Here is a 21,900-nt window from a genome sequence, read left to right as displayed (position 1 = left end):
AGACAGGCGCCACGACCCGGCTGCTCGGTCTCGACTTCGCCGCCATGGATCTCGCGCAAACGGCCGCATGGCTCGCGGCCCGGCCCGCCGATGCCCCCTTCGGCTACGTGGTCACGCCCAATGCCGAGCACCTGGTGCAACTGGCCGGTGATCCAGGGCTGGCGGAAGTCTATCGCGCCGCGCTGCTGCGGCTGCTGGATTCCCGCGTGGTGGCACGCGCCGCCGCAGCACTCGGGCTGGCGGCCCCACCGGTGGTGCCGGGCAGCGACCTCGTGGCCACCCTGCTCGCCCGCCATCTCGCGCCCGGGGACAGGCTGACGGTCATCGGGCTGCAGCCCGAGTACCTGCCCCTGCTGCGGCAACGCTGCGGCCCGGTCGCCATCGCGCATCATCTCCCGCCCGTGGCCTTCGAGCACGACCCGACGGCCTTCCGGATCGCGCTGGACTTCGCCCTCGCGCATCCGGCCCGGTTCACGCTGCTGGCGGTCGGCATGCCGCGCCAGGAATTGCTGGCGGCCGCGCTGCGGAACTCGGGCCGGGCGCGGGGAACCGGCCTGTGCATCGGCTCGGCCCTGGAATACTTCATCGGTGCCCGCCGCCGGGCCCCGCGCGTCCTGCAACGGGCCAGCCTGGAATGGGCGTACCGGCTCTGCCACGAACCACGGCGGCTGGGCCGGCGCTACCTGCTGCAGAGCCCCCGGATCTTCCCGTTGCTGCTGCGGGAACGCCTTGGCGCGATCCGGCCGGGCCGCTGAAACGGCCAGTGCCGCCACCGCATTCGGTGGATCGCCGGGCGGCGGGCTGATAAGACGCCGCCCGGCCGGTCCGGCCTGACATCCAGGAGCCCCCGCAGCCTTGTCCAACGTCCTTCTCGCGGTCGCGGCCCTGCTGGTCGTGATCAGCGCCATCCAACCGCTGGCGCGGCGCCTGATGGTTTCCGACGCGGTGCTGCTCGCCCTGGTCGGCACCCTGATCGGCGGCGGCGCCACGTTCCTGCTGCAGACCAACCTGACCACCACCTTCGACGAGATCGCCGCGCTGTTCGTGCATTTTCCGGTGAACTCGCAGGTCTTCCTGTATGTGTTCCTGCCGGTGCTGGTGTTCCACGGCTCGCTGTCGATCGACGTGCGGCGGCTGGCGCGCGACACCGCCCCGGTGCTGGTGCTCGCCGTGCTCGCGGTGGTGGCGACCACGGCCGCGGTCGGCTTCGCGCTGCAGCCGATCGCCGGCCAGCCGCTCGCCGTCTGCCTGCTGCTCGGCGCCATCGTCGCCACCACCGACCCGAGCGCCGTCATCAGCATCTTCCGCGACATCGGCGCCGACGGCCGGCTGACCCGCCTGGTGGAAGGCGAGAGCCTGCTCAACGACGCCGCCGCGATCGCGCTGTTCACCATCCTGCTCGGCGCGGTGACGCGCCAGCAGGAGCCGGACATCGCCACCGCCGCAATGCTGCTCGCGACATCCTTCGCTGGCGGGGCGGTGATCGGGCATATCCTGGCCCGCGTCATGCTGACCATGATGCCGCTGCTCGGCGGCAATCGGGCGGCCGAGTTCACGCTGACCCTGGCCCTGCCCTATCTCAGCTACATCGTCTGCGACGAGTTCCTCGGCTTCTCCGGCGTGGTGTCGGCGGCCTGCGCCGGCCTGACGGTCAGCGCCATCGGCCCCTCGGTGCTGCGCCCGCGCAGCTGGTCCTTCCTGGTCGATGTCTGGGGGCAGCTTTCCTTCCTGGCCACCTCGCTGGTGTTCGTGCTGGCCTCGATGCTGGTGCCGCGGCTGATGCTGGGGCTGCGGCTGTGGGACCTGCTGCTGATCGTGGTGGTGGTGGCGGCGGCCCTGGTGGCGCGCGCGGCGGTGCTGTTCGGCGTGCTGCCGCTGCTGCGCTATTCCCGCCTCGCCCAGCGCGTGCCGTTCCGGCTCAAGCTACCGATGCTGTGGGGGGGGCTGCGCGGGGCGATCACGCTGGCGATGGCGCTGGCGGTCACCGAAAACTGGCGGGTACCGGTCGGGGTGAAGGAATTCGTCGCCATCCTGGCGACCGGCTTCGTGCTGTTCACGCTGCTGGTCAACGGCACCACGCTGCGCTTCCTGGTGCGCTGGCTGCGGCTTGACCAGTTGCCGGCGATCGACCAGGCGCTGCGCCACCAGGTGCTGGCGATCGGACTGGCCGAGGTGCGCGACCGGCTGCACCGGACCGTCACCGAGTTCGGCTTCGTGCCGCAGGCCGCCCAGCAGGTGGTCACCCAGTATGAACGGCGGGTGGCGACGGAAACCGAGGCCAACAGCTTCGACGCCGCGCTGACCGACCGCGACCGGGTCCGGCTCGGGCTGCTCACCTTTGCCTCCCAGGAAAAGGCGATCCTGCTGGAGATCTTCCGCGAACGCGGGGTGTCGCGCACGATCATGGAACAGTTGCTGCGCACCGCCGACAACCTCATCGACGCCACCCGCGCCGAGGGACGGCTGGGCTACCTGCGCGCCGCCAGCCGGCGCCTGCGGCCAAGCCCGCGCCTGCGCCTGGCGCAGGTCCTGCACCGCCGCCTGCGCATCGACGGGCCGCTGACCCGGGTCATGACCGAGCGCTTCGAGATGCTGCTGATCATGCACATGGTGTTCCTCGCCCAGTTGCAGTTCCTGCGCGAGCGCATGGAGCCGGTGCTGGGCGCGCGCGTCGCCGAGGTGGTCACCGACATCGCCCAGCGGCGCCGCACCCTGCTCGAGGACGCCATGGCGGCGCTGCACCTGCAATATCCCGGCTATGCCGAGGCGCTGCAGACCCGCCTGGCGCGCCAGATCGGATTGCGCTTCGAGGCGGACGCCTACACCGCGCTGCACCGGGAAGCCCTGCTGAGCGATGAACTCTTCGGCGAATTGCTGCGCGACATCGAGGCCCGCCGCGACACGCTGCTGCAGCCGATGACCTTCGACCTGCAGGCAGGGCTGACCGGCCGCCTGCACGGCATCCCGCTGTTCAGCACCCTCTCGGAACCGGTGCTGCACGACATCGCCATGCGCCTGACCATGCGCTTCGCGGTGCCGGGCGAGCGCATCCTCAAGCGCCGCCGGGGGACGTCCATGGTCTATCTGATCAGCTCCGGCGAGGTGGAGATCGACCATGCCGGCCGGCAGACCCGGCTTGGCGCCGGCGGGCTGTTCGGCGGCGACGGCATGCTCGGCGAGGCGGAGACCCAGGGCACCGTGACCGCCATGCGCTTCTGCCACCTGCTGGAACTGCGCACCGGCTTCTTCCGCCACCTGCTGGACGACCTGCCGGAGCTGCGGGACCGGCTGGCCGGGCCGGCGGAGCCGCTGCGCCTGCCCGCCCCGGAAACCGCCGCCGAAGCCTGACCCCCACGACGCCGCGCCGGCGTCAGGTCCGGCCGATGCCGTGCCGGCGCAGCTTGTTGGCGATCATGGTGTGCGAGGCCCGCAGCCGCGCCGCCAGCTTGCGGCTGGAGGGATAGCGTGGATAGAGCCGGCGCAGCAGCGTCGCCTCGAACTCCGCCATCGCCTCCTCCCACGACGCCGCCTCCAGGGGCGGCGCATCGGGACCGCCGGCAATGCCCGCGCCGGTGAGGTCGAAATCGGCGGCCTCGAGCAGTGCCCGGTCGCTCATGGCGACGGCGCGGAAGATCGCATTCTCCAACTGGCGCACATTGCCCGGCCAGCGATTGGCCAGCAGCGCCGCCGCCGCCGCGGCACTCAGCCGGCAGGGCGGGCGGCGGGTCTGCGCGCAGGCACGGGCGATGAAATGCCGCGCCAGCAGCAGCACATCCTCGCCGCGCTCGCGCAACGGCGGCACCGCCAGCCGCAGCACGTTCAGCCGGTAGAACAGGTCCTCGCGGAAGCTGCCATCGGTGGCCATGCGCCCGAGGTCGCGATGGGTCGCGCTGATCACCCGCACATCCACCTTCAGCTCGCGCTCCCCGCCCACGCGGCGGAAACTGCCATCGTTGATGAAGCGCAGCAGCTTGGCCTGCAGATAGGGCGACATCTCGCCGATCTCGTCGAGGAACACCGTGCCCTGGTCGGCCAGCTCGAACAGCCCGGGCTTGCCGCCACGCTGCGCGCCGCTGAAGGCGCCCGGCGCGTAGCCGAACAGCTCGCTCTCGGCCAGGCTCTCCGGCAGCGCGGCGCAATTGAGCGCCAGGAACGGCTTGCCAGCCCGCAAGCTGGCCCGGTGGCAGGCCTGCGCCACCAGTTCCTTGCCGGTGCCGGTCTCGCCCAGGATCAGCAGCGGCGCATCCACCCCGGCGATGCGCGCCGCCTGCGCCTTCAGCGCCCGCATCGGCGGCGATTCCCCCAGGATGCGCTCGAACCCGCCCTTGTCGGCATGCTGGATCGCATGCAGCCGCTCGCCGATGCGGCTCGGCGCCTGCAGCGTCACCACCCCGCCCGCGCCTTCCGCGACCGGGCGCACATCCAGCAGGAAAGGCCGGCCGCGCAGCATCACCTCGCGCGCCGGCAGGGCAAAGCCACCGGCGAGGATCTCGGCCGGCAACACCGGGTCGTCGAACAGCGCTGCCAGCGTCATGCCGATCAACGCCCCCGCGTCCGGCACCCCGGCCGCCGCCGCGGCAACGGCATTGGCCACCACGATCCCGCCCGCGCCATCGACCGCCAGCACCGGATCAGCCATCGAGTCCAGCAGCGCGTTCAGGTGCAGCCGCCGCTGCGTGCCTGGCAGCATGGCGACCTCGACCACCTCGTAGACGCCCGGCACCGAAGCCAGCGCCGCGCGCAGCCCCGGCAGGGCCGCCTCCACCAGATCGGGCACGTCGATATGCATGTGCGGCGGATCGACCTCGACCCCGACCACGTTGAGCTGCCGCCGCGCCAGCACGGCCAGGATCTCATGGGCAATGCCGACCCGGTCGGAAAATTGCACGTCGATTCGCATCCACGCCCCCGCTCACGCCGGGTGTAAACAAACGCTGCCAGTGTATGCGACCGCATACGCTTTGGATACTGCTTTGATTTAATTTAACCTATCCACGGCAAGCCGGGGTGCGGCCGGCTGGCTGTAAACATAGGCATACAGCCGGACCATGTCGGGGCGTTGCCCCGAACCCCACCAGGAGGCTTCGCCTCCTGGACCTCCACCAAGGGCTTCGCCCTTGGATCCCTTGCCGCGCAGCGCTTTTGGGGTGCAGGGGTCCCCTGACCCCTGCCGGGTCCAGGGCAGAGCCCTGGCCTTCCTTCACTCTGGCACGTCGCTTGCGATCCCCCCGCCAACGAGAGGGGGATGCATGACGGATTTCAGCTACGCGCGCGGCGCTGCCGTGCTGACCATCGACCTCGGCGCGGTCCAGGCAAACTGGCGTTCCCTGCGCGACCGCCTGCACGGCGCCGCCTGCGGGGCCGTGCTCAAGGCCGACGCCTACGGCCTCGGCGCCGCCCGCATCGCCCAGGCGCTCGCCGCCGCCGGCTGCCGACACTTCGTCACCGCCCATCTCGACGAGGCCATTGCGCTGCGCCCGCACGTGCCCGCGGCGGCCGAAGTCTTCGTCCTGCACGGCCCGCCCCCGGGCCTCGCCGCGGAGTTCCTCGCCCATGACCTGACGCCGGTGCTGAACAGCCTGTCTCAGATCGAGGCCTGGACCACGCTGGCACGGGAAGAGGCGCGCCGGCTGCCGGCGGTGCTGCAGGTCGACACCGGCATGTCGCGACTGGGCCTCTCGCCGGCCGAGCTGGTGCGCCTCGCCGAGGAACCGTCCCGGCTGGAAGGCGTCGCGGTGCGCGCGGTGATGAGCCACCTCGCCTGCGCCGAGCGTCCCGACCACCCGATGAACGCGGCCCAGCTCGCCCGCTTCGCGACGCTGCGCCGGCAATTGCCCGCAGCGCCGGCCAGCCTCGCCGCATCGTCCGGCATCTTCCTTGGCCCGGACTATCACTTCGACATCGTGCGCCCGGGCAGCGCGCTCTATGGCATCGCCCCGGTGGCCGGGCAGCCCAACCCCCTGCGCCAGGCGGTGCGGCTCGATGCCCCCATCCAGCAAACGCGCCGCATCGCGGCGGGCGAGAGCGTCGGCTACGGCGCCACCTGGCACGCCCCCGCCCCGGCCCGCATCGCCACCGTCCCGGCCGGCTATGCCGATGGCTATCTGCGCAGCCTCGGCAACCGCGCGCATGGCTATGTCGGCGGCATCGCGGTGCCGCTGGTCGGCATGGTGTCCATGGACATGGCTACCTTCGACGTCTCGGCGGTGCCGGAGGCGGCACTCGGCCCGGATGCCAGCATCGAACTGATCGGCCCGCACCAGACGCTCGATGCGCTGGCGCAGCGGGCCGGCACCATCGGCTACGAAATCCTCACCAGCCTCGGAAGCCGCTACCAGCGCCGCTATCTCGACGCTCCGGCTGCCGCCCCCACGACCTCCAGCAAGCAGGACGTCTTCGCATGAAAGTTCTCGTTCTCGGCAGCGGCGTCATCGGCGTTTCCACCGCGTATTTCCTCGCCCGCGCCGGCCACGAGGTCACCGTCATCGACCGCCAGCCCGGCCCCGCGCTGGAAACCAGCTACGCCAATGCCGGCCAGGTCTCGCCCGGCTACTCGGCACCCTGGGCAATGCCGGGCCTGCCGCTGAAGGCGATGAAATGGATGTTCAGCAAGCACAGCCCGCTGGTGATCCGGCCCAGCCTCGATCCCGAGTTCCTGCGCTGGAACATCGCGATGCTGCGCAACTGCACCGCCGCCGCCTACGAGCGCAACAAGGCGCGCATGGTGCGCCTGGCCGAATACAGCCGCGACTGTCTGCGCGAGCTGCGCGCCACCACCGGGGTTGCCTATGACGAACGCAGCCAGGGCACGCTGCAGGTGTTCCGCTACCAGAAGCAGGTCGATGCGGCCGAGGCCGACATCGCCGTCCTGCGCCGCTACGGCGTCGCCTTCGACGTGCTCGACCGCGACGGCTGTGTTGCCGCCGAGCCAGCGCTCGCGCAGGTGCGCGAGAAGATCGTCGGCGGGCTGCGCCTGCCCGGCGACGAAACCGGCGACTGCAAGATGTTCACCGCGGGCCTCGCCGAACATGCGCAGCGGCTCGGCGCGCAGTTCCGCTACGGCGTGCGCATCGACGCCATCCGCGCCACCGCCGGCCAGGTCAGCGGCGTCCTCACCGATGCCGGCGAGCTGACCGCCGATGCCTACGTCGTCGCGCTGGGCAGCTACAGCCCGCAGTTGCTGCGCCCGCTCGGCCTGCGCATCCCGGTCTATCCGGTGAAGGGCTACTCGCTGACGCTGCCGATCACCGACGAAACCGGGGCGCCGGTCTCCACCGTCATGGACGAGACCTACAAGGTGGCGGTCACCCGCCTCGGCGACCGCATCCGCGTCGGCGGTACCGCGGAACTGGCCGGCTTCGACCTGAGCCTGAGCCCGAAGCGGCGCGCCACGCTGGATCATGTGGTCACGGACCTGTTCCCGCGCGGCGGCGATGTCGCCAAGGCCGAGTTCTGGACCGGCCTGCGCCCGATGACGCCGGACGGCACCCCGCTGGTCGGGCCCACGCCGATCGGCAGGCTGTTCCTCAACACCGGCCATGGCACGCTCGGCTGGACCATGGCGGTCGGCTCGGCGCGGGTGGTGGCCGATGTCGTCTCCGCGCGGCAGACCGACATCTCGCTGGAAGGGCTGACCGTGGAGCGCCTCTTCGCGCAGCGGAACGCCGGCATGGCGATGCCGCAGGGCGCGACGGCCTGAACCATCGCACCCGGGCCGTGAAACGGCCCGGGTGCCGAGGTCAGCCCGCCAGCCGCCGCACCACCGCATCGGCGAAGTCGCTGGTGCCGGCGGTACCGCCGAGGTCGCGGGTGCGGATATTGTCCTCGCGCAGCACCGCATCCAGCGTGGTGCGCAGCGCCGTGGCGAGATCACCGCGGCCGACATGATCCAGCATCAGCGCGGTCGCCAGCAGCAGCGCCAGCGGATTGGCCACGCCCTTGCCGGCGATGTCGGGGGCCGAGCCGTGCACCGCCTCGAAGATCGCCGCCCCGGGCCCGATATTGGCGCCGGGCGCCATGCCCAGGCCGCCGACCAACCCGGCCATCTGGTCGGACAGGATGTCACCGAACAGGTTGGTGGTGACGATGACGTCGAACTGCCAGGGATTGAGCACCAGTTGCATGGCGCAGGCATCGACGATGCGCTCGTCCATCGCCACGCGGCCCTCGTAGCCACGGGCCACGGCACGGGCGGTTTCGAGAAAGATGCCGGTCAGCGCCTTCAGCACATTGGCCTTGTGCACCACCGTGACCTTCTTGCGCCCGTTGCGCAGCGCGTATTCGAACGCGAACTCGACGATCCGCCGTGCCCCCGCCTTGGTGTTCACGCCGGAGGAAATCGCGACCGCCTGCGGGTCGTCCCCCACCGGGATGTAGTGCTCGAAGGCAACATAGAGCCCTTCGAGATTCTCACGGATCAGCACCAGGTCGATATCTTCGTAGCGGCCGCCGGGCACCATGGTGCGGACCGGGCGCACATTCGCGTAGAGGCCGAATTCTTCGCGTAGCCGCACGTTGACCGACCGGAACCCGCCGCCGACCGGCGTGGTCAGCGGCCCCTTCAGGGCGAGCCGGGTCCGGCGGATGCTTTCGAGCGTGGCGGCCGGCAATGGATCGCCGCAGGCGGCGATGCCGGCAAGCCCCCCTTGCTGGACGTCCCAACTGAAGGGCGAACCCATGGCGTCGAGGATGCGGACGACCGCCTCGACGATCTCGGGGCCAATGCCATCTCCGGGAATGAGGGTTGCAGGGATCGGCGTGCCGGCTTGCTGCTGGGCCATGCTGTCCTCTCTCGCCGCGCTCTGGGGCATGCGCGCGCCTTCGCCTGATCACGCGCTACGCGAACGGCGTCAAGCAAACGATTCCGCCCCCCGGGCAACCGAGTGACCAGACGGCGCGGCCGGACGGAAACGGTTCCAGCCAGGAAAAGCCAGCAGGGCATGACGGCACGATCCGTTGCCACTGCCGATGCATTCCGCATGAGGCCATGGAAATTGCACCATTTCACGAAAGATATGGGCGAATTTGATGCGATCCACACCAACAACAACCATTGATATCAATCACACACCCGCACAGAACGCCAAATACCATTACCCCAATTTCCACAAACTTCTCTGATCGGGCATGCTCATGTCATGAAATTGATTATTTAAATCCCAACATTTGACAGTCTGCATTGAAGTTTTTTCGCTCAGGATGCGTCCTGGAGACAGGTTGATCCGACCAGGGGGCGCAGCAGTGTCATGACGGCACGGCCCACGCATGGCTTACCGACACACGCCGTCCAGGCGACTGCCGAAGCCGGCGGGGCCCCTTTCCCATCGCCCGGTCCCGCGGTCGACGAGGCCTTGCAGGCCGGCGGCATCGGGGTATGGGAGATCGACCTCGCGAGCGGCACGCTGCGGGGCTCGCCAGTGGCCGGGCAGTTGTGGAATCTCCCGCATGTCGCCGCAGCCACCGTCACGGATCTGTTGAACCGGATCGATCCGGCGGACCAGTTCGATTTTGAGTCAGACATGATCGCCCTGAAGGCAGGCGGCCGCATCTGCCGTCGCCTGCGCATGTCCCTGCCGGATGGCCGCGTGCGCTGGCTGTGGTTGCAGGGCGAGGCGCTGGCCCGGGCCGGCGAGGCACCGGCCCGGGCCAGCGGGATCACCGCCGATGTCAGCGCGCTGACGCCGCCCGAGGCGGATCTGGCGTCCGACCGCGACCACGCCGAGCGGCTCGCGGCGATCAGTGAACTGACCGGCGGCATGCTGCACGACCTCAACAACATGTTCACCGTGGTCGGCAGCAGCTACTGGCTGATCGACCGGCTCAGCACCGATCCACGGGTACGCGAGGCGACGGCGGCAGGGGCAAAGGCCACCGAGCACGGGATGCATCTGCTGCGCCGGCTGCTCGGCTTCGTCCGCCAGCGCCCGTCCGCGGCCACGACGATCGAAGTCGCCGGGCTGCTCGCCGGCATTGACCTGTTCATCCGCCAGGCCTGTGGACCGCGCATCCTCTGCGACGTGCAGGTGCGGCCGGGGACCTGGCACGTGATCGCCGACGCCCGCGGGCTGGAAACCGCGCTCATCGCGCTCGCCGTGGAGGCGCGCGAATCCCTGCCGCAGGGCGGCACGCTCCGGGTGGTGGCGGAGAACGTGGCGGCCGAGGTGCCGGGCGGCATGGGTCATGTCGGTTTCTCGATCTCGGCGGAACGCGGGGAGCGGGTGGCGGACGCCCCCGGCTGCATCGCTCCGGGCTTCTTCACCGACCCTGGCAGCCGCTTCGGCCTGACGGTGGCCCGGGCCTTCGCCGAGCGGTCGGGTGGCAACCTGCTCATGGCGGGCGCCCCGGGCGAGGCCGCGCGGGTCACCTTGCTGCTGCCCTGCGTCGGCGGCGCCGATCGCGCGGGCACACCCGCCCAGACCACTCCGCATGGTGGCGCCACTATCCTTTTGGTGGATGATGACCCAGCGTTGCGCACGCTATCGGCGGAAACACTGGTCGAACTTGGCTATGCGGTGCTGGAAGCGGGTGGCAGCGCCACCGCGGTGCTGCTCGCGCGCACCGAGCCGGCCATCGACCTGGCCATACTCGACGTGACGATGCCCGGACGAACCGGCACGTCCCTCGCAGCCCTGCTGCAGGTGGAGCGGCCAGGCCTGCCGGTCCTGTTCATTTCCGGCGACCCCGACGCCAGGGAAGCGTTGCCGGGCGAGGATCTGCTCGCCAAGCCGTTCAGCGGGCCGGATCTGGCCGCCACCGTGCTGCGCAAGCTCGGCCGGCGCAGCGCGGCGGCGCCCCGGCCGGATCCGCTGGCGGCCCGGCTGCACGATGCGCGGCTGCGCGGGGTCTATCAGGCCTGGACCAGGCTCGCCGTCGGCGGCAGCCTGCCGTCCCCCGAGGCAATCGATCTCGCCGCCCTGGATGTCGCCGACCATGCGGCGCTGGTCGAAGTGGATCCCCGTGCCGACCCGATCGCCTTCCGCTTCCTGCGGGTCGGCCGCTCGCTCACGGAGCGGCTCGGCCGGGACCTGGCGGGCGAGCCCCTGCACGCGCAGGCGGATGCGATGATCGGCTCGATCCGCGGTGCCTATGCGCGCTGCGCCAGGACGCGGCGGCCCGGCCTCAGCCATGTCCGGTTCTCGCTCGACGAGAGCCCGCCTGTCCGCATCGAGCGGCTGGTGCTGCCGCTGTCGACGGGCGGCGGCCCGATGACGCATCTGCTAAGCATTGCAATCATCGATTCCGATGCGGAGACCACGCATGACATCCAACGATCTGCCTGATTTCGATCGTCCCGACCTTGCCCGGGTGATCGAGCGACTGACGCCGGCGCAGATCGACGCCCTGTCCTTCGGCGTGATCCGGGTGGATGAGCAGGGCATCGTGCGCCACTACAGCGCCAGCGAAAGGCGGTTGTCCGGCAGCGGCGCGCGCGAGCGGCTGGGCCATACCTTCTTCACCGACATCGCCCCCTGCATGAACACGCCGGACTTCCGGGGCCGGATCGAAGCGGCGCTGGCGCGCGGCACCCTGGACATTCATTTCGAGCACACCGGCGACTTCGAGGATGCCGATCGCGTGCTGCAGGTGCGGGTCCAATCGGCGCGGGCCGGGGGCTTCTGGGTCTTCCTCCAGCGCCCCTGACCAAAACCCGCCGCGCAGCACGAATGGATTCCAGGGACCTTGTGGCCATCACGCGACTGCGTGCCTGCGCAGGACGGCGGGTCAAGGGCAAAGCCCTTGCCTTGCCTTATGCGGCGGCCCGCCCCGCAAGTAGCCGTTGCAGCGCCGGATAATCGATCTTGCCGCTGCCCAGCCGCGGGATCGCATCAACCGGCACGATCACCCGCGGCACCATCATCTCCGCCACGCCCCGCGCCGCGGCATGGACCACCAGCGCACGGGTCTCGGCGTCGCGCCGGGTGGTGACCAGCACCAGGCGCTCGCCCTTGCGCGGATCGGGCTCGGCGAGCACCGCGTGCACGTCATCGGGCCAGAGCGCGGCGACGAGTTCCTCGGCCGCTGCCATGGACACCATCTCGCCGGCGACCTTGGCGAAGCGGCCGGCGCGGCCGCGGATGGTGATGAAGCCGTCGGCATCGACCGTGACGATATCGCCGGTATCCGCCCAGCCATCGGGTGGCGGCTCCAGCACCCCGGGCGCGGTGGTGCGGAAATAGCCGAGCATGACATTCGGCCCGCGCACCAGCAGCCGTCCCCCCTGCGGCATGCCCTCGACCGGCAGCAGGCGGTGCTCGATGCCGGGCAGCAGCCGGCCCGCCGTGCCGGGGCGGTGCTCCATGGGCGCGTTCACTGCCAGGACCGGGGCAGCCTCGGTGATGCCATACCCCTCGAGAATGCGGACGCCGAAGCAGTCGGCATAGGTCCGGCGGGTTTCCTCGCGCAGTTTCTCGGCGCCGGCGACGACGAAGCGGATGGAGCGGAAATCGTAGGGATGGGCGAAGCGCGTCCATCCCGCAAGAAAGGTGTCGGTGCCGATGACAATGGTGGAATCGGTATCGTACAGCAGTTCCGGGATGACCCGGTAATGCAGCGGCGACGGGTAGAGAACGGTGGACACGCCGTGCAGCAGCGGCAGCAGGGTCCCCCCGGTCAGCCCGAAGGCGTGGAACAGCGGCATGGCGTTCAGCATGCGGTCGGAGGGACCGACATCGGCGACCGCGAGGAGCTGCGCGCAGTTGGACAGCAGGTTGCGGTGGCTGAGCACCACCCCCTTCGGCGTGCCCTCCGAGCCACTGGTGAACAGCACTACCGCCGGATCGCCGGCGGCCCCGCGCGCGCCCGGCAGGCGGTCGGCGCGCAACGCGTCCAGCATCCCGCGCAGGCGGGCGCCCCGGCCGATGCCGGCGCGCAGATCCTCGAGCCAGAGAATGCGGTGCCGCTCCTGCAGGCGGGCGACCACGGCGTCGAGCCGCGCCCGCGCGACGAAGGCCCGCGCCGTGACGATGGTGGTGATTTCGGCGGCGGCGCAGGCATGCAGCAGGGCTTCGGCGCCGGCCGAGAAATTGAGCATGGCCGGGACCCGGCCGAAGGCCTGCAGGGCGAAGAAGCTCACCACCGCAGGGATGGAGGTCGGCAGCAGCACGCCGATGCGCTCGCCCGCCGGCACGCGCGCGTCGAGGTGACGGCCGAGCACGACGGCCCCGGTCACCAGGCGGCGATAGCTGATCGGCTGGCGGGCGATGTCCTCGGCGATCGGCAGGCCAGCGCCGAAGCGGTCGCGCGCCGCGAGCAGGGCGCCGAACAGGGTGCGGTCGGTCGCCGCGCTGGCGAAGGCCGCCCCCACCATCACGTCCTGCAGCGCATTGCCGAGCGCACGGCGGCGGGCTCGCCCGGTAAGGGCCGGATCGACGGCGAGGCGCAGCGGCGGATGGATGTGCATCCGCAGCCGCGGCACCAGGCGCCGCCTCATCCGCCCCGGCATGCGCGCGAACGGCGTGAACTGCGTCCCGTCGATATGGATCGGCAGCACCATCGCCCCCGCCCGGTCGGCGACCAACCCGGCGCCGTCATAGACCTTCATCAGCGCGCCGGTCCGCGTCAGCCGACCTTCCGGGAACACCACCAGCTTCCGGTCCTGTTTCACCCAGCCGATGATCCCGCGCAGGGCCAAGGGATTGGCAGGATCGACCAGGAAGGTCTCCACTGCGGCCAGCACCGGCCGCACCCACCATTTCCGCGCCATCCCCAGATTGACGGCGAAGGCGGGCGCGTCCGGCAGGAAGGCGGCGACGAGGGGACCATCGGCCAGCGAGAGGTGGTTGACCACGATCACGACGCGGTCGCCGGCGGCGCGGTAATGCTCGAGCCCGGTGACCTCGGCGCGGCAGAGCCACCGGAGCAGCGGGCGATACAGGGCGCGCAGCGTGGCCGGCGGCAACAGGCGCAGCAGCCACATCGCCACCAGCAGGTTGGCCGCCGCGGTCAGCAGCAGGATCTGCGGGACACCGACATGGGCGGCGGTCAGCCCCGCGGCCACGCCGGAGGCCACCACCATGAAGGCCGCGTTCAGCACGTTGTTCATGGCGATCATGCGCGACCGCTGCGCCGGATCGGCCCGCTGCTGGATGAAGGCATAGAGCGAGACGGAATAGACGCCGCCGCACAACGCCAGCAGGAACAGGTCGGCCAGCAGCCGCCAGCCGACCGGCGCGGCCAGCACATCCATCGGCGTGGCGAGGCGCCCGACCGCGCCGGGCAGCGTGCAGGCATGGGCAAAGTCCGCGGTGAACAATGAGATGCCAAGTGCCGCCAGCGGCACCAGCCGCGGCGAGACCTCGCCATGCAGCAGGCGCGCGCAGCCGACCGAGCCGACGCCGACCCCCACCGAGAACACCGCCAGCAGCAGCGTGATCAGGCCGGCATCCCCGCCGAGCACGTCCTTGGCCGCCACCGGCAGTTCCGACAGCACGATGGCGCCGACCGCCCAGAACCAGGAGATGCCGAGGGCGGAGATCCAGACCTCGCGATTGCCACGGGCCAGGCGCAGCAGCGCCAGTGTCTCGCGCGGCAGGTTCCATCCGATCGGCAGGCGTGGCGCAGCCGGCGGCGCCGGCGGGATCGCCCATGCCGAGGCGATGCCCGCCAGTGAGATCACCACGCCGAGCCCCGCCACGATCTCCGGCCCGTGCGGCGCCCGGACCAGGGCGCTGCCGGCGATCGTGCCGGCCAGGATGCCGAGGAAGGTGCCCGCCTCGATCAGCCCGTTGCCGGCAACCAGGTCATGCCCGGGCAGGTGGTCGGGCAGGATGCCGTATTTCAGCGGGCTGAAGAACGTCGCCTGCACGCCGAGCCCGAACAGCACCGCCATCAGCAACGGGATGCTGCCGAGCAGGAAGCCGACCACGCCCAGCAGCATCAGGCCGAGTTCCCACAGCTTGGTCAGCCGGATCAGCCGCGCCTTGTCGCCGCGATCGGCCAGTTCGCCGGCCAGGGAGGAGAACAGGACATAGGGCAGGATGAAGACGCCCAGGCCGATCGCCACCAGTTCCTTGCCCCAGGCGGCGGAGGCGAACAGGGCCAGCACGCCCAGCGCGTTCTTGAACAGGTTGTCGTTCAGCGCCCCCAGCATCTGGGTGACAAACAGCGGCAGGAAGCGGCGGGCCCGCAGCAGCTTCGCGGAATGGCCGGGGGATGGCGGGGCGGCGAGGCTCATCGAGGCGCCTTTCTGTCCGGGGCGACGCGAGGAGACTACGCGGACAGGCGCCGCGCCAGTGTGACAAGCAAAGGGTCGGGGCCGAAACGCTGTGGGCCGGGACCATTCCCCTGACGGAGAACGATCCCGGCCCACATTGTCCCGACCGGATCCGGCCTTCGGGCGACATCCGGCATGTCACCCGGGACCGGATCAGGGAAGTGACGTCAGCGCGTCAGCTCCGGGTAGTCCTTCACCATGTTTGCCCCATAGAGCGGCTTGTAGGTGCCCTGGTGGCAGGTGGCGCAGTTGACCTTCGGGCTGTCGCCGCCAGGTCCAAGGCGCGAGGCCGGGAAGACGTTCTGCAGCGGAGCCAGGTAGTTCACGTTCAGCGCCCGCGTCATGGCGATGCCCTGGAACGCGGTCACGCGCTGCGGCGTGCTCTGGCTCCAGTCCGCGAACTGCCGGCTGTTGTGGCAGTAGGTGCAGTTTACGCCCAGCGCCGCCGAGAGATGGAACATGAACCCATAGGTCCATTCCGTGTTCTTGATGGTCGCCGGGTAGCCGATCGGCAGCGGGTCGGGAGTCTCGACGCGCAGCGAGTCGGCCTTCAGCAGGAACGGCGTGAACGGATCGGTCGGCAGCGAGGTGTAACCAGCCGCCGGCGAAGCGATGTTCTTGCCGGCGCGGTCACCCAGACCGCCGATGTTCACCGTCTGCGACGCCGGATCCGTGAACCAGATGTTCGCCGGAATCGGCTGGCCACGGTGGCAGGTGTAGCAGGTCACGCCGTTCGCGCCTTCCGGACCGGTCGCGGCGACGTGGTTCTTGTAGTTCTTGTTGATGTCGATGGTCATCTGGAACATCCGGCGCGACACCACCTTGGTGTAGATGTCGTCGGACGCCAGGTTGTTCGCATCAACGTGGCAGTACGTGCAGCCCTGCTGCGGCGCCACCCAGTCCGTCACCGCCGCCATCAGGCGGGTGAACTGCGCGACCGGCAGGTCCTTGAGCACCTGCACGTTCTTGTAGACGTCGCCGGCCTTGCCACCGATCGCCGGCACCTGGATCAGCGCGGGCGGGACGGTGTTGTTCGGGACGGCCTTGGCCACCGTGGCGGGATGGAACAGCTGGTTCATCCCAAGGCCGCGGAAGCCGCGCTGCACGACATCGACCGGCGGGTACTCGATGGTGAACAGCAGCCCGACGCCAATAGCAGCAGCGGCGAACAGCCCGAGGCCGGTTGTAAGGTTCAGCTTCATGACTGATCTCCTACAGCGTCGGGTCGGTCACGCCGGGGAAGATCACCGGATAGTGCGGCGCAATACCGTGCTTCACGCCCCACAGATACCAGTTGTCCACCACGGTGCCGGTCAGGAGGATGCCGATGCCACCGGTCAGGGTGACAAGCACTGCGAACCACCAGGCCCAGCGATGGATCGACTCGGCGGTCGCGTTGAAGCCCATGCACCAGCGCCACAGCAGCGCGCCGCGCTCATAGGCGGTGCCGCGGTCGACGATCTGCTCCACCTCGCGCTCGCCGCCGAAACGGCTGACCGCGAGCACCGTGCCGCCATGCATCGCGAACAGCACGGCCGAGCCGTACAGGAACGCGATCGAGAGCATGTGGAACGGGTTGTAGAACAGGTTGCCGTAGCGGATCGAGAACGCCGCGGTCCAGTCGAGGTGCGGGAAGATGCCGAACGGCGGTGCTTCACCCCAGTTCCCCATCAGGATCGGCCGGATGAAGCCGAGCGACAGGTACAGGAAGATCGCCGAGGCAAAGGCCCACGCCATGTGGGTGCCCATGCCGAGCTGCTGCGCACGACGATAGACGCGGGCCCACCACAGCAGGATCGAAGTGGTCAGGAAGAAGCCGGCCATCAGCCACCAGCCGCCCTGGTTCAGCGGCGGGATGCGCAGGCCATAGGCCGGCGGCGGCGGCTCGAGCGCGAGCCAGAACAGCTGACGGACGAACTGGACCGGGTTCCAGTTCACCGAGGCCAGCATGTTCAGGCCGATGATCTCGAAGGCCACGAAGAAGCACGCGATCGACAGCAAGCCAAGCCGGCCGAGATAGATCGGCCCGATCTGGGCGTCGCCGAACAGGCCGGCCAGGCGCGAGAAGGTCGTCTGCGGAAGGCGCGGCTCATCACCGGCGGGCAGCGGGACCCCGGCATAGGCCGGTCCTTTCACCTGCACGCGGTTGAAAACAACTTGGTATTCAGCCATGTCGGTGCGCTCCCACTACGACCAGATCGGCAGGTTGAGCCACCAGTTCCACCACTCCGGCCAGCCACGGGTCCAGAACGGGCCGCTCAGCACGATGCAGACGGCGCTCCAGAACGCGGCGGAGCAGGCGAGGAACACGCCGAGGCGATGAATGCCGAGGGTGCCCATCGAATAGCCGACGATGTCGCGGAAGAAGGTGTTCTCGTGCTCGGCGAACTTCACCGGCTCACCCTTCGGGGGGTTGGCGGCCGAGAGGATCAGCGAGCCGTGCATCGCCAGGGCCAGGGCGTTCGTGAAGAAGAACGTGATGGCCAGGCAGTGTGCCGGATTGTAGTGGAAGTGCAGGTGCTGGTAGCCGACGTTCGACACCCAGTCGAGATGGCTCATGAAGCCGTACGGGAAGCCATGGCCCCACGCACCCATCAGGACGGGACGAATCACCACCAGCGCGACATAGGCAAAGATCGCGAAGGAAAACGCAAAGGGAACGTGCAGGCCGATCCCGAGCTTGCGCGAAATCTCCACCTGACGCAGAGCCCACGACACGAACGCCCCGAGGGCGCAGATCGTGATCAGCTGCCACAGGCCACCCTCTGCCAGGGGAGCCGGCGACAAGCCATAGCGCAGATCCGGCGGCGCAATGTTGACCCGCCAGAAATTGAGGTCGCCATTCTGAAAGGCGCCCCAGAAGATCAAGGCCGTGCCGAGGGATGCGAAGAAGACCGTCAGAATTCCGAAGAAGCCGACGTAAAGAGGCCCCACCCAGAAGTCAAACAGATCTCCTCCAACTAAAGTACCCCCGCGCACACGGTATTTTTTTTCAAAGCTGAGCATCGCCATCTATCGGCTCCTCCGCCCGGGAGGCAGCTTGGCAACCTGCCTCCTTTCAGCACAGTTGGCTACGGACGAGGCCGATGCGCGCGGGCCCGGCCTCGTCCGCTGCCGTCGTCAGTGGCGCTACTTACTTCGCAGCCGGAGCAGTCTGGACCGCGGCCGGACGCACCGGGCCCTCGAGCCAGTTGAAGCGGCTGGTGCTCAGCAGGATGAAGTGGATCAGCAGGGCCAGCACGAACAGGAACACGCTAACCGCAACGAGCACGCGGCGCGGGTCGAAGAGCAGCCAGAAACGCCAAACGTCGGGCTCGCCAGGAAATTCGGCCATCGTCGATTCTCCTCTGTCTTACGCCAGGAACGCGGTGACGGTGTCGAGCAGGCTGGTGGTGTAGCCCTGCACCGACGGCAGCCACGGACGCCACGACCAAACGAGGACGTGAGCCACGACAGCGATGACGACGAAGGTCAGGAAGCTCGCCCGGTAGATGCGATGGAATTCCTTCGCCTCTTCCTCGGTCAGCCCCGACAGGGACTTTTCAGCCATCTTTAGTGCCCTTCAGATGACGGCCTTGCGGCCAAATTACCGCGCAACTCCCGCGCGGCGGGGATCGCCGGGCGGGCAGAGCCCGACCCGATCGACTCGGTGCCCCGACCGGAACGGCCAGGGGAATTCTGTCTGTGCGCGAGCGAACCGGTCACTCATGCGACCTGCCCCACCCGCAACGCGGCCAGCGTCGCCGCCACCCGCGCCGTCGTCACCCGCGCCTCGCCGGCCGTGCGCGCGTCCCGCTCGGCGCGGTCGCGCACGCGCTTGGCCGCCGAGATGCGCACCAGGAACGGCTCGCTTTCCACATAGGCGTCCAGCATCGCCACTGCGTCGTCGTCCCAGGGCGTCACGTCACGGGCGCGCGCCGGGGTCGGATCGATCCGATCGAGGTCGGTGCCGAGGGGCAGGATGTGGAACAGCGCATCGAACAGGGCGTTGCAATATTCCTGCACGATGTAGGTGGCACCGGCATAGCCCATGAAGGGGGTGCCGGTCGAGCGGCGAATGATGGCTCCTGGGAACGAGGCCGGGATGTAAGTGGCGCGGCTGCCACATTCGGCGGCGTACATCCGCTCGTTGTAGGATCCGAACAGCGCCAGCACCGGCTTGCCGCGCACCGCCTCGCGCACCGCCGCGTTGTCGGGCTTCGCACCGGGCTTGCGGCTGAACGAATAGGCGCAGGGAACGCCCATCTCCTCTTCCAGGAAGCGCCGCAGGCCGCGCACATAGGTTTCCGTGGCGACCACCGCGAAGGCGGCGCTGCCGAAGAAATCCTGGGTGACGCTGCGCCACAGGTCCCAGATCGGCTTGATCGTGGTGTGCTTCTCGCGGGTGATGAACGGCTCGGGATCCAGGCCGGTCAGTTCACCCAGCTTGCGCAGGAAGTTGGTGGTCGCGAACAGGCCGATCGGCGCCTGCAGATAGGGCTTGCCGAGTTCTTCGCAAAGCTGGCGGCCGAACTCGCGATACATGCAGATGTTGACGTCGGCATCGGCAAGTCGGGGGATGTCCTCGACATGCGAGCCGAGCGGGAACACCAGGTTCACCTCGCAGCCGATCCCTTCCACCAGGCGACGGATCTCGGCGAGGTCCGAAGGCATGTTGAAGGTGCCGTAGATCGGCCCGATGATGTTGACGCGCGGCCTGGCGCCGGCCGGCCGCGGCTGCGCCTTGCGCGCCTGCTTCGCACCGAACTCGGACCACAGCCAGTAGATCGCCCGGTCGGCGGCCTGCCACTGGTCCTCGTCGATGGTGCGCGAGAGGAAGCGCCGCATGTTCGAGCCTTCGGGGGTGACGCCACCGCCGATCATCTCGGCGATGCTGCCGGTCACCACCACGGCCGGCAGGTCCGGGTCCTGCGTGTCGGCCGCGCGCTTCAGCGCCCCCTCGGTGCCGCTCATGGTGAGCTGCTCTTCGGAAAGCCCGGTCACCACCACCGGCAATTCGTGCGGCGGCAGCGCGTCGGTGTAGTGCAGCACCGCCGTCACCGGCAGGTTCTCGCAGCCCACCGGGCCGTCGATCACCACGCGCAGGCCGCGCACCGCCGCGAAGGCGTAGATGGCGCCCCAGTAGCCGCCGGCACGGTCATGGTCGAGGACGAGCATGGCGCTAGCCTCCCATGGCCTGGTTGGCGGCAGCCCGGGCGCGGGCTTCACGAGCCCGCCGGGCGCGATCACGCGCACCGGCGGGCTCTTTCGGCACATCGGACCAACCGTAGCCGGCACCCTCGCCGGATCCCACATCGCCGAAGAACTCGACCATGCGCGCGAACCGCGAGGTGCCCCTTGTCTGCGCGGCCACGATACCTGCGAGGGCACCGGCGCCGGCGGGTCCGAAGAGTGGTCGTGCCGAAACCATATTGGTGAAATAAAGGGCTGGAATGCCGAGCGACTTGGCCTTCTGCACCAGCGGCGTGGTGCCGAGCGCGAGATCGGGACGCACGTCCTGCATCGCCGCCACGTCCTGCTCGAGCGAGGCGCGGTACTGCACGTGCACGCCGCGCGCCTGCAGCCATTCGCGGTCCGGATCGCTCCAATCGGTGCGCGGGGCGGCGGTGCCCACATAGGGCACCACCGCGCCCGCCTCGATCAGCAGGCGCGCCACCAGCAGCTCGGAGCCCTCATAGCCCGATACCGTGATGCGCGCGCTGATCGGATTGGCTTCCAGTGCGCCGCGAATGGCCGGCAGCAGCCGTGCCTTGGCCGCGTCCAGCTTATCGGCCGGCACGTCGGCAACCCGCGCGATCGCCTCCAGCCAGGCGGCGGTGCCGTCCACGCCGACCGGGCCGGAGCCCACGACCGGACGGCCGGCTGCCTGGAACTCGCGCGTCGTTGCCGTGTAGAACGGATGCACCGCGGCCGCGGCCACGCAGTCGAGCGCGCCATACAGGTCGCGCCACTCGCGGGAAGGCAATTGCGGGGCGACGGTCAGGCCGAGCGGTGCCAGCAGCGCGCCGATGCCGACCGGATCGGCCGGGAACAGCTCGCCGATCAGGGTGACGCGGCGTTCTTCCTCGACCAGGTCGCGCGGGCGCGCGACCGGGCCGGCCTCGGCTTCCAGCCGGGCGTAGCGCAGCATGGCGCCCGCCAGCACGTCCTTCGCCTCGGCATGGGTCGGTACGCCGAAGCCCGGCACGTCGATACCGATGATGCGCACGCCGTTGATCTGCTTCGGCAGCAGGTCGAGCGGCACGCCGGACGCGGTCGGCACGCAGAGATTGATGACGACGACCGTGTCGTATTGGTCCGGATTGGCACTGTCATAGACGGCCTTCCGGATGTCCTCGAAGAGCTGGCCGGTAACCAGGGTCTCCGAGCTGAACGGCACGTAGCCGACGCTGCGGCGCGCGCCGTAGAAATGCGAGGTGAAGCTCAGGCCATAGACGCAGCAGGCCGAGCCGGAAAGGATGGTCGCGGTGCGACGCATGCGCAGCCCGATGCGCAGCGCGCCGAAGGCCGGGCACATCGATTGCGGCTGGTCGTGCGGGCCGCGCGGATAATCCGCCATCAGCCGCGCCATCGCCTCGCCCTTGCCCGCCGCGCGGGCGGCTTCGAGCATGGTGTCGCGGCCGGCGTGACAGCCGGACCCATCCGCTGCGGGCGGGGCCGGAGGCCGATCCATGGTTGCGTTGCCGGAG

The 21,900-nt window shown here is 69.6% G+C and carries 16 protein-coding genes; 6 read left to right on the top strand and 10 right to left on the bottom strand.

What is annotated here, in order from left to right:
* The first annotated feature begins 44 nt into the window (after nt 1–44).
* Together NBY65_RS11530 and NBY65_RS11525 are read left to right on the top strand one after the other, a co-directional pair.
* A complete protein-coding gene (locus NBY65_RS11530) occupies nt 45–755 on the top strand; it encodes a WecB/TagA/CpsF family glycosyltransferase (protein WP_150040097.1) in 711 nt (236 codons plus the stop codon).
* 100 nt (nt 756–855) lie between these two features.
* Nucleotides 856–3,348, top strand: coding sequence for a cation:proton antiporter (locus tag NBY65_RS11525; protein ID WP_239002730.1), 2,493 nt, complete (start codon nt 856–858; stop codon nt 3,346–3,348).
* 22 nt (nt 3,349–3,370) lie between these two features.
* On the opposite strand, the gene NBY65_RS11520 is transcribed toward NBY65_RS11525, so the two are convergent.
* The gene (locus NBY65_RS11520) at nt 3,371–4,888 is read right to left on the bottom strand and encodes a sigma 54-interacting transcriptional regulator (protein ID WP_250265663.1); all 1,518 of its coding nucleotides are present in this window, start codon (nt 4,886–4,888) and stop codon (nt 3,371–3,373) included.
* A 361-nt stretch (nt 4,889–5,249) separates the two neighbouring features.
* Between NBY65_RS11520 and alr the strand changes: the two genes are divergently transcribed.
* Both alr and NBY65_RS11510 read left to right on the top strand, forming a co-directional pair.
* Nucleotides 5,250–6,404 carry an alanine racemase gene (gene alr / locus NBY65_RS11515; protein ID WP_150040099.1) on the top strand — a complete coding sequence of 385 codons (1,155 nt, stop codon included), beginning with the start codon at nt 5,250–5,252 and terminating at the stop codon, nt 6,402–6,404.
* Nucleotides 6,401–7,699 (top strand): D-amino acid dehydrogenase, encoded by a 1,299-nt coding sequence (locus NBY65_RS11510; RefSeq protein WP_150040100.1) that lies wholly within the window; start codon nt 6,401–6,403, stop codon nt 7,697–7,699. Before alr ends, NBY65_RS11510 begins: the two co-directional genes overlap by 4 nt.
* A gap of 40 nt (nt 7,700–7,739) precedes the next feature.
* On the opposite strand, the gene NBY65_RS11505 is transcribed toward NBY65_RS11510, so the two are convergent.
* Nucleotides 7,740–8,780, bottom strand: coding sequence for an isocitrate/isopropylmalate dehydrogenase family protein (locus NBY65_RS11505; protein ID WP_150040101.1), 1,041 nt, complete (start codon nt 8,778–8,780; stop codon nt 7,740–7,742).
* Between the two features lie 465 nt (nt 8,781–9,245).
* On the opposite strand from NBY65_RS11505, the gene NBY65_RS11500 reads away from it, so the two are divergent.
* Together NBY65_RS11500 and NBY65_RS11495 are read left to right on the top strand one after the other, a co-directional pair.
* Nucleotides 9,246–11,279, top strand: coding sequence for a response regulator (locus tag NBY65_RS11500; RefSeq protein ID WP_150040102.1), 2,034 nt, complete (start codon nt 9,246–9,248; stop codon nt 11,277–11,279).
* The gene (locus NBY65_RS11495) at nt 11,257–11,640 is read left to right on the top strand and encodes a PAS domain-containing protein (protein WP_150040103.1); all 384 of its coding nucleotides are present in this window, start codon (nt 11,257–11,259) and stop codon (nt 11,638–11,640) included. Before NBY65_RS11500 ends, NBY65_RS11495 begins: the two co-directional genes overlap by 23 nt.
* Before the next feature lie 106 nt (nt 11,641–11,746).
* Here the strand turns inward: NBY65_RS11495 and NBY65_RS11490 are convergent, their stop codons facing one another.
* From NBY65_RS11490 to bchY, 8 genes are all read right to left on the bottom strand, one after another.
* The gene (locus tag NBY65_RS11490) at nt 11,747–15,172 is read right to left on the bottom strand and encodes an acyl-[ACP]--phospholipid O-acyltransferase (protein ID WP_203330427.1); all 3,426 of its coding nucleotides are present in this window, start codon (nt 15,170–15,172) and stop codon (nt 11,747–11,749) included.
* Between the two features lie 206 nt (nt 15,173–15,378).
* The gene (gene pufC / locus NBY65_RS11485; protein WP_150040104.1) at nt 15,379–16,413 is read right to left on the bottom strand and encodes a photosynthetic reaction center cytochrome PufC; all 1,035 of its coding nucleotides are present in this window, start codon (nt 16,411–16,413) and stop codon (nt 15,379–15,381) included.
* A 10-nt stretch (nt 16,414–16,423) separates the two neighbouring features.
* Complete coding sequence (gene pufM / locus NBY65_RS11480) at nt 16,424–17,383, bottom strand: photosynthetic reaction center subunit M (protein ID WP_150040105.1); 960 nt, start codon at nt 17,381–17,383, stop codon at nt 16,424–16,426.
* 15 nt (nt 17,384–17,398) lie between these two features.
* Nucleotides 17,399–18,223, bottom strand: coding sequence for a photosynthetic reaction center subunit L (gene pufL / locus NBY65_RS11475; protein WP_150040106.1), 825 nt, complete (start codon nt 18,221–18,223; stop codon nt 17,399–17,401).
* Between the two features lie 121 nt (nt 18,224–18,344).
* Nucleotides 18,345–18,545: a light-harvesting antenna LH1, alpha subunit gene (gene pufA / locus NBY65_RS11470; protein WP_150040107.1), complete on the bottom strand. Its 201-nt coding sequence runs from the start codon at nt 18,543–18,545 to the stop codon at nt 18,345–18,347.
* Between the two features lie 18 nt (nt 18,546–18,563).
* Nucleotides 18,564–18,761: a light-harvesting antenna LH1, beta subunit gene (gene pufB / locus NBY65_RS11465; RefSeq protein ID WP_150040108.1), complete on the bottom strand. Its 198-nt coding sequence runs from the start codon at nt 18,759–18,761 to the stop codon at nt 18,564–18,566.
* Nucleotides 18,762–18,916: 155 nt separating this feature from the next.
* Nucleotides 18,917–20,368, bottom strand: a complete 1,452-nt coding sequence (gene bchZ, locus NBY65_RS11460; protein WP_150040109.1) for a chlorophyllide a reductase subunit Z — start codon at nt 20,366–20,368, stop codon at nt 18,917–18,919.
* A gap of 4 nt (nt 20,369–20,372) precedes the next feature.
* On the bottom strand, nt 20,373–21,884 hold the full coding sequence (bchY, locus tag NBY65_RS11455; RefSeq protein ID WP_203330428.1) for a chlorophyllide a reductase subunit Y: 1,512 nt from the start codon (nt 21,882–21,884) through the stop codon (nt 20,373–20,375).
* Between the last annotated feature and the right edge of the window lie 16 nt (nt 21,885–21,900).

Origin of the sequence: Rhodovastum atsumiense (assembly GCF_937425535.1) — a bacterium.
Lineage (GTDB): Bacteria > Pseudomonadota > Alphaproteobacteria > Acetobacterales > Acetobacteraceae > Rhodovastum > Rhodovastum atsumiense.
Note: the sequence above shows the minus strand (reverse complement) of the source record. Positions and strands in the feature narration are given on the sequence as shown.

Coding starts and splice junctions, on each gene's coding strand:
- NBY65_RS11500 (WP_150040102.1), top strand. CDS start 9,246: ATGACGGCACGGCCCACGCATGGCTTACCGACACACGCCGTCCAGGCG.
- pufL (WP_150040106.1), bottom strand. CDS start 18,223: ATGGCGATGCTCAGCTTTGAAAAAAAATACCGTGTGCGCGGGGGTACT.
- NBY65_RS11530 (WP_150040097.1), top strand. CDS start 45: ATGGATCTCGCGCAAACGGCCGCATGGCTCGCGGCCCGGCCCGCCGAT.
- NBY65_RS11490 (WP_203330427.1), bottom strand. CDS start 15,172: ATGAGCCTCGCCGCCCCGCCATCCCCCGGCCATTCCGCGAAGCTGCTG.
- NBY65_RS11495 (WP_150040103.1), top strand. CDS start 11,257: ATGACATCCAACGATCTGCCTGATTTCGATCGTCCCGACCTTGCCCGG.
- NBY65_RS11510 (WP_150040100.1), top strand. CDS start 6,401: ATGAAAGTTCTCGTTCTCGGCAGCGGCGTCATCGGCGTTTCCACCGCG.
- pufM (WP_150040105.1), bottom strand. CDS start 17,383: ATGGCTGAATACCAAGTTGTTTTCAACCGCGTGCAGGTGAAAGGACCG.
- NBY65_RS11505 (WP_150040101.1), bottom strand. CDS start 8,780: ATGGCCCAGCAGCAAGCCGGCACGCCGATCCCTGCAACCCTCATTCCC.
- alr (WP_150040099.1), top strand. CDS start 5,250: ATGACGGATTTCAGCTACGCGCGCGGCGCTGCCGTGCTGACCATCGAC.
- bchZ (WP_150040109.1), bottom strand. CDS start 20,368: ATGCTCGTCCTCGACCATGACCGTGCCGGCGGCTACTGGGGCGCCATC.
- bchY (WP_203330428.1), bottom strand. CDS start 21,884: ATGGATCGGCCTCCGGCCCCGCCCGCAGCGGATGGGTCCGGCTGTCAC.
- pufB (WP_150040108.1), bottom strand. CDS start 18,761: ATGGCTGAAAAGTCCCTGTCGGGGCTGACCGAGGAAGAGGCGAAGGAA.
- pufA (WP_150040107.1), bottom strand. CDS start 18,545: ATGGCCGAATTTCCTGGCGAGCCCGACGTTTGGCGTTTCTGGCTGCTC.
- pufC (WP_150040104.1), bottom strand. CDS start 16,413: ATGAAGCTGAACCTTACAACCGGCCTCGGGCTGTTCGCCGCTGCTGCT.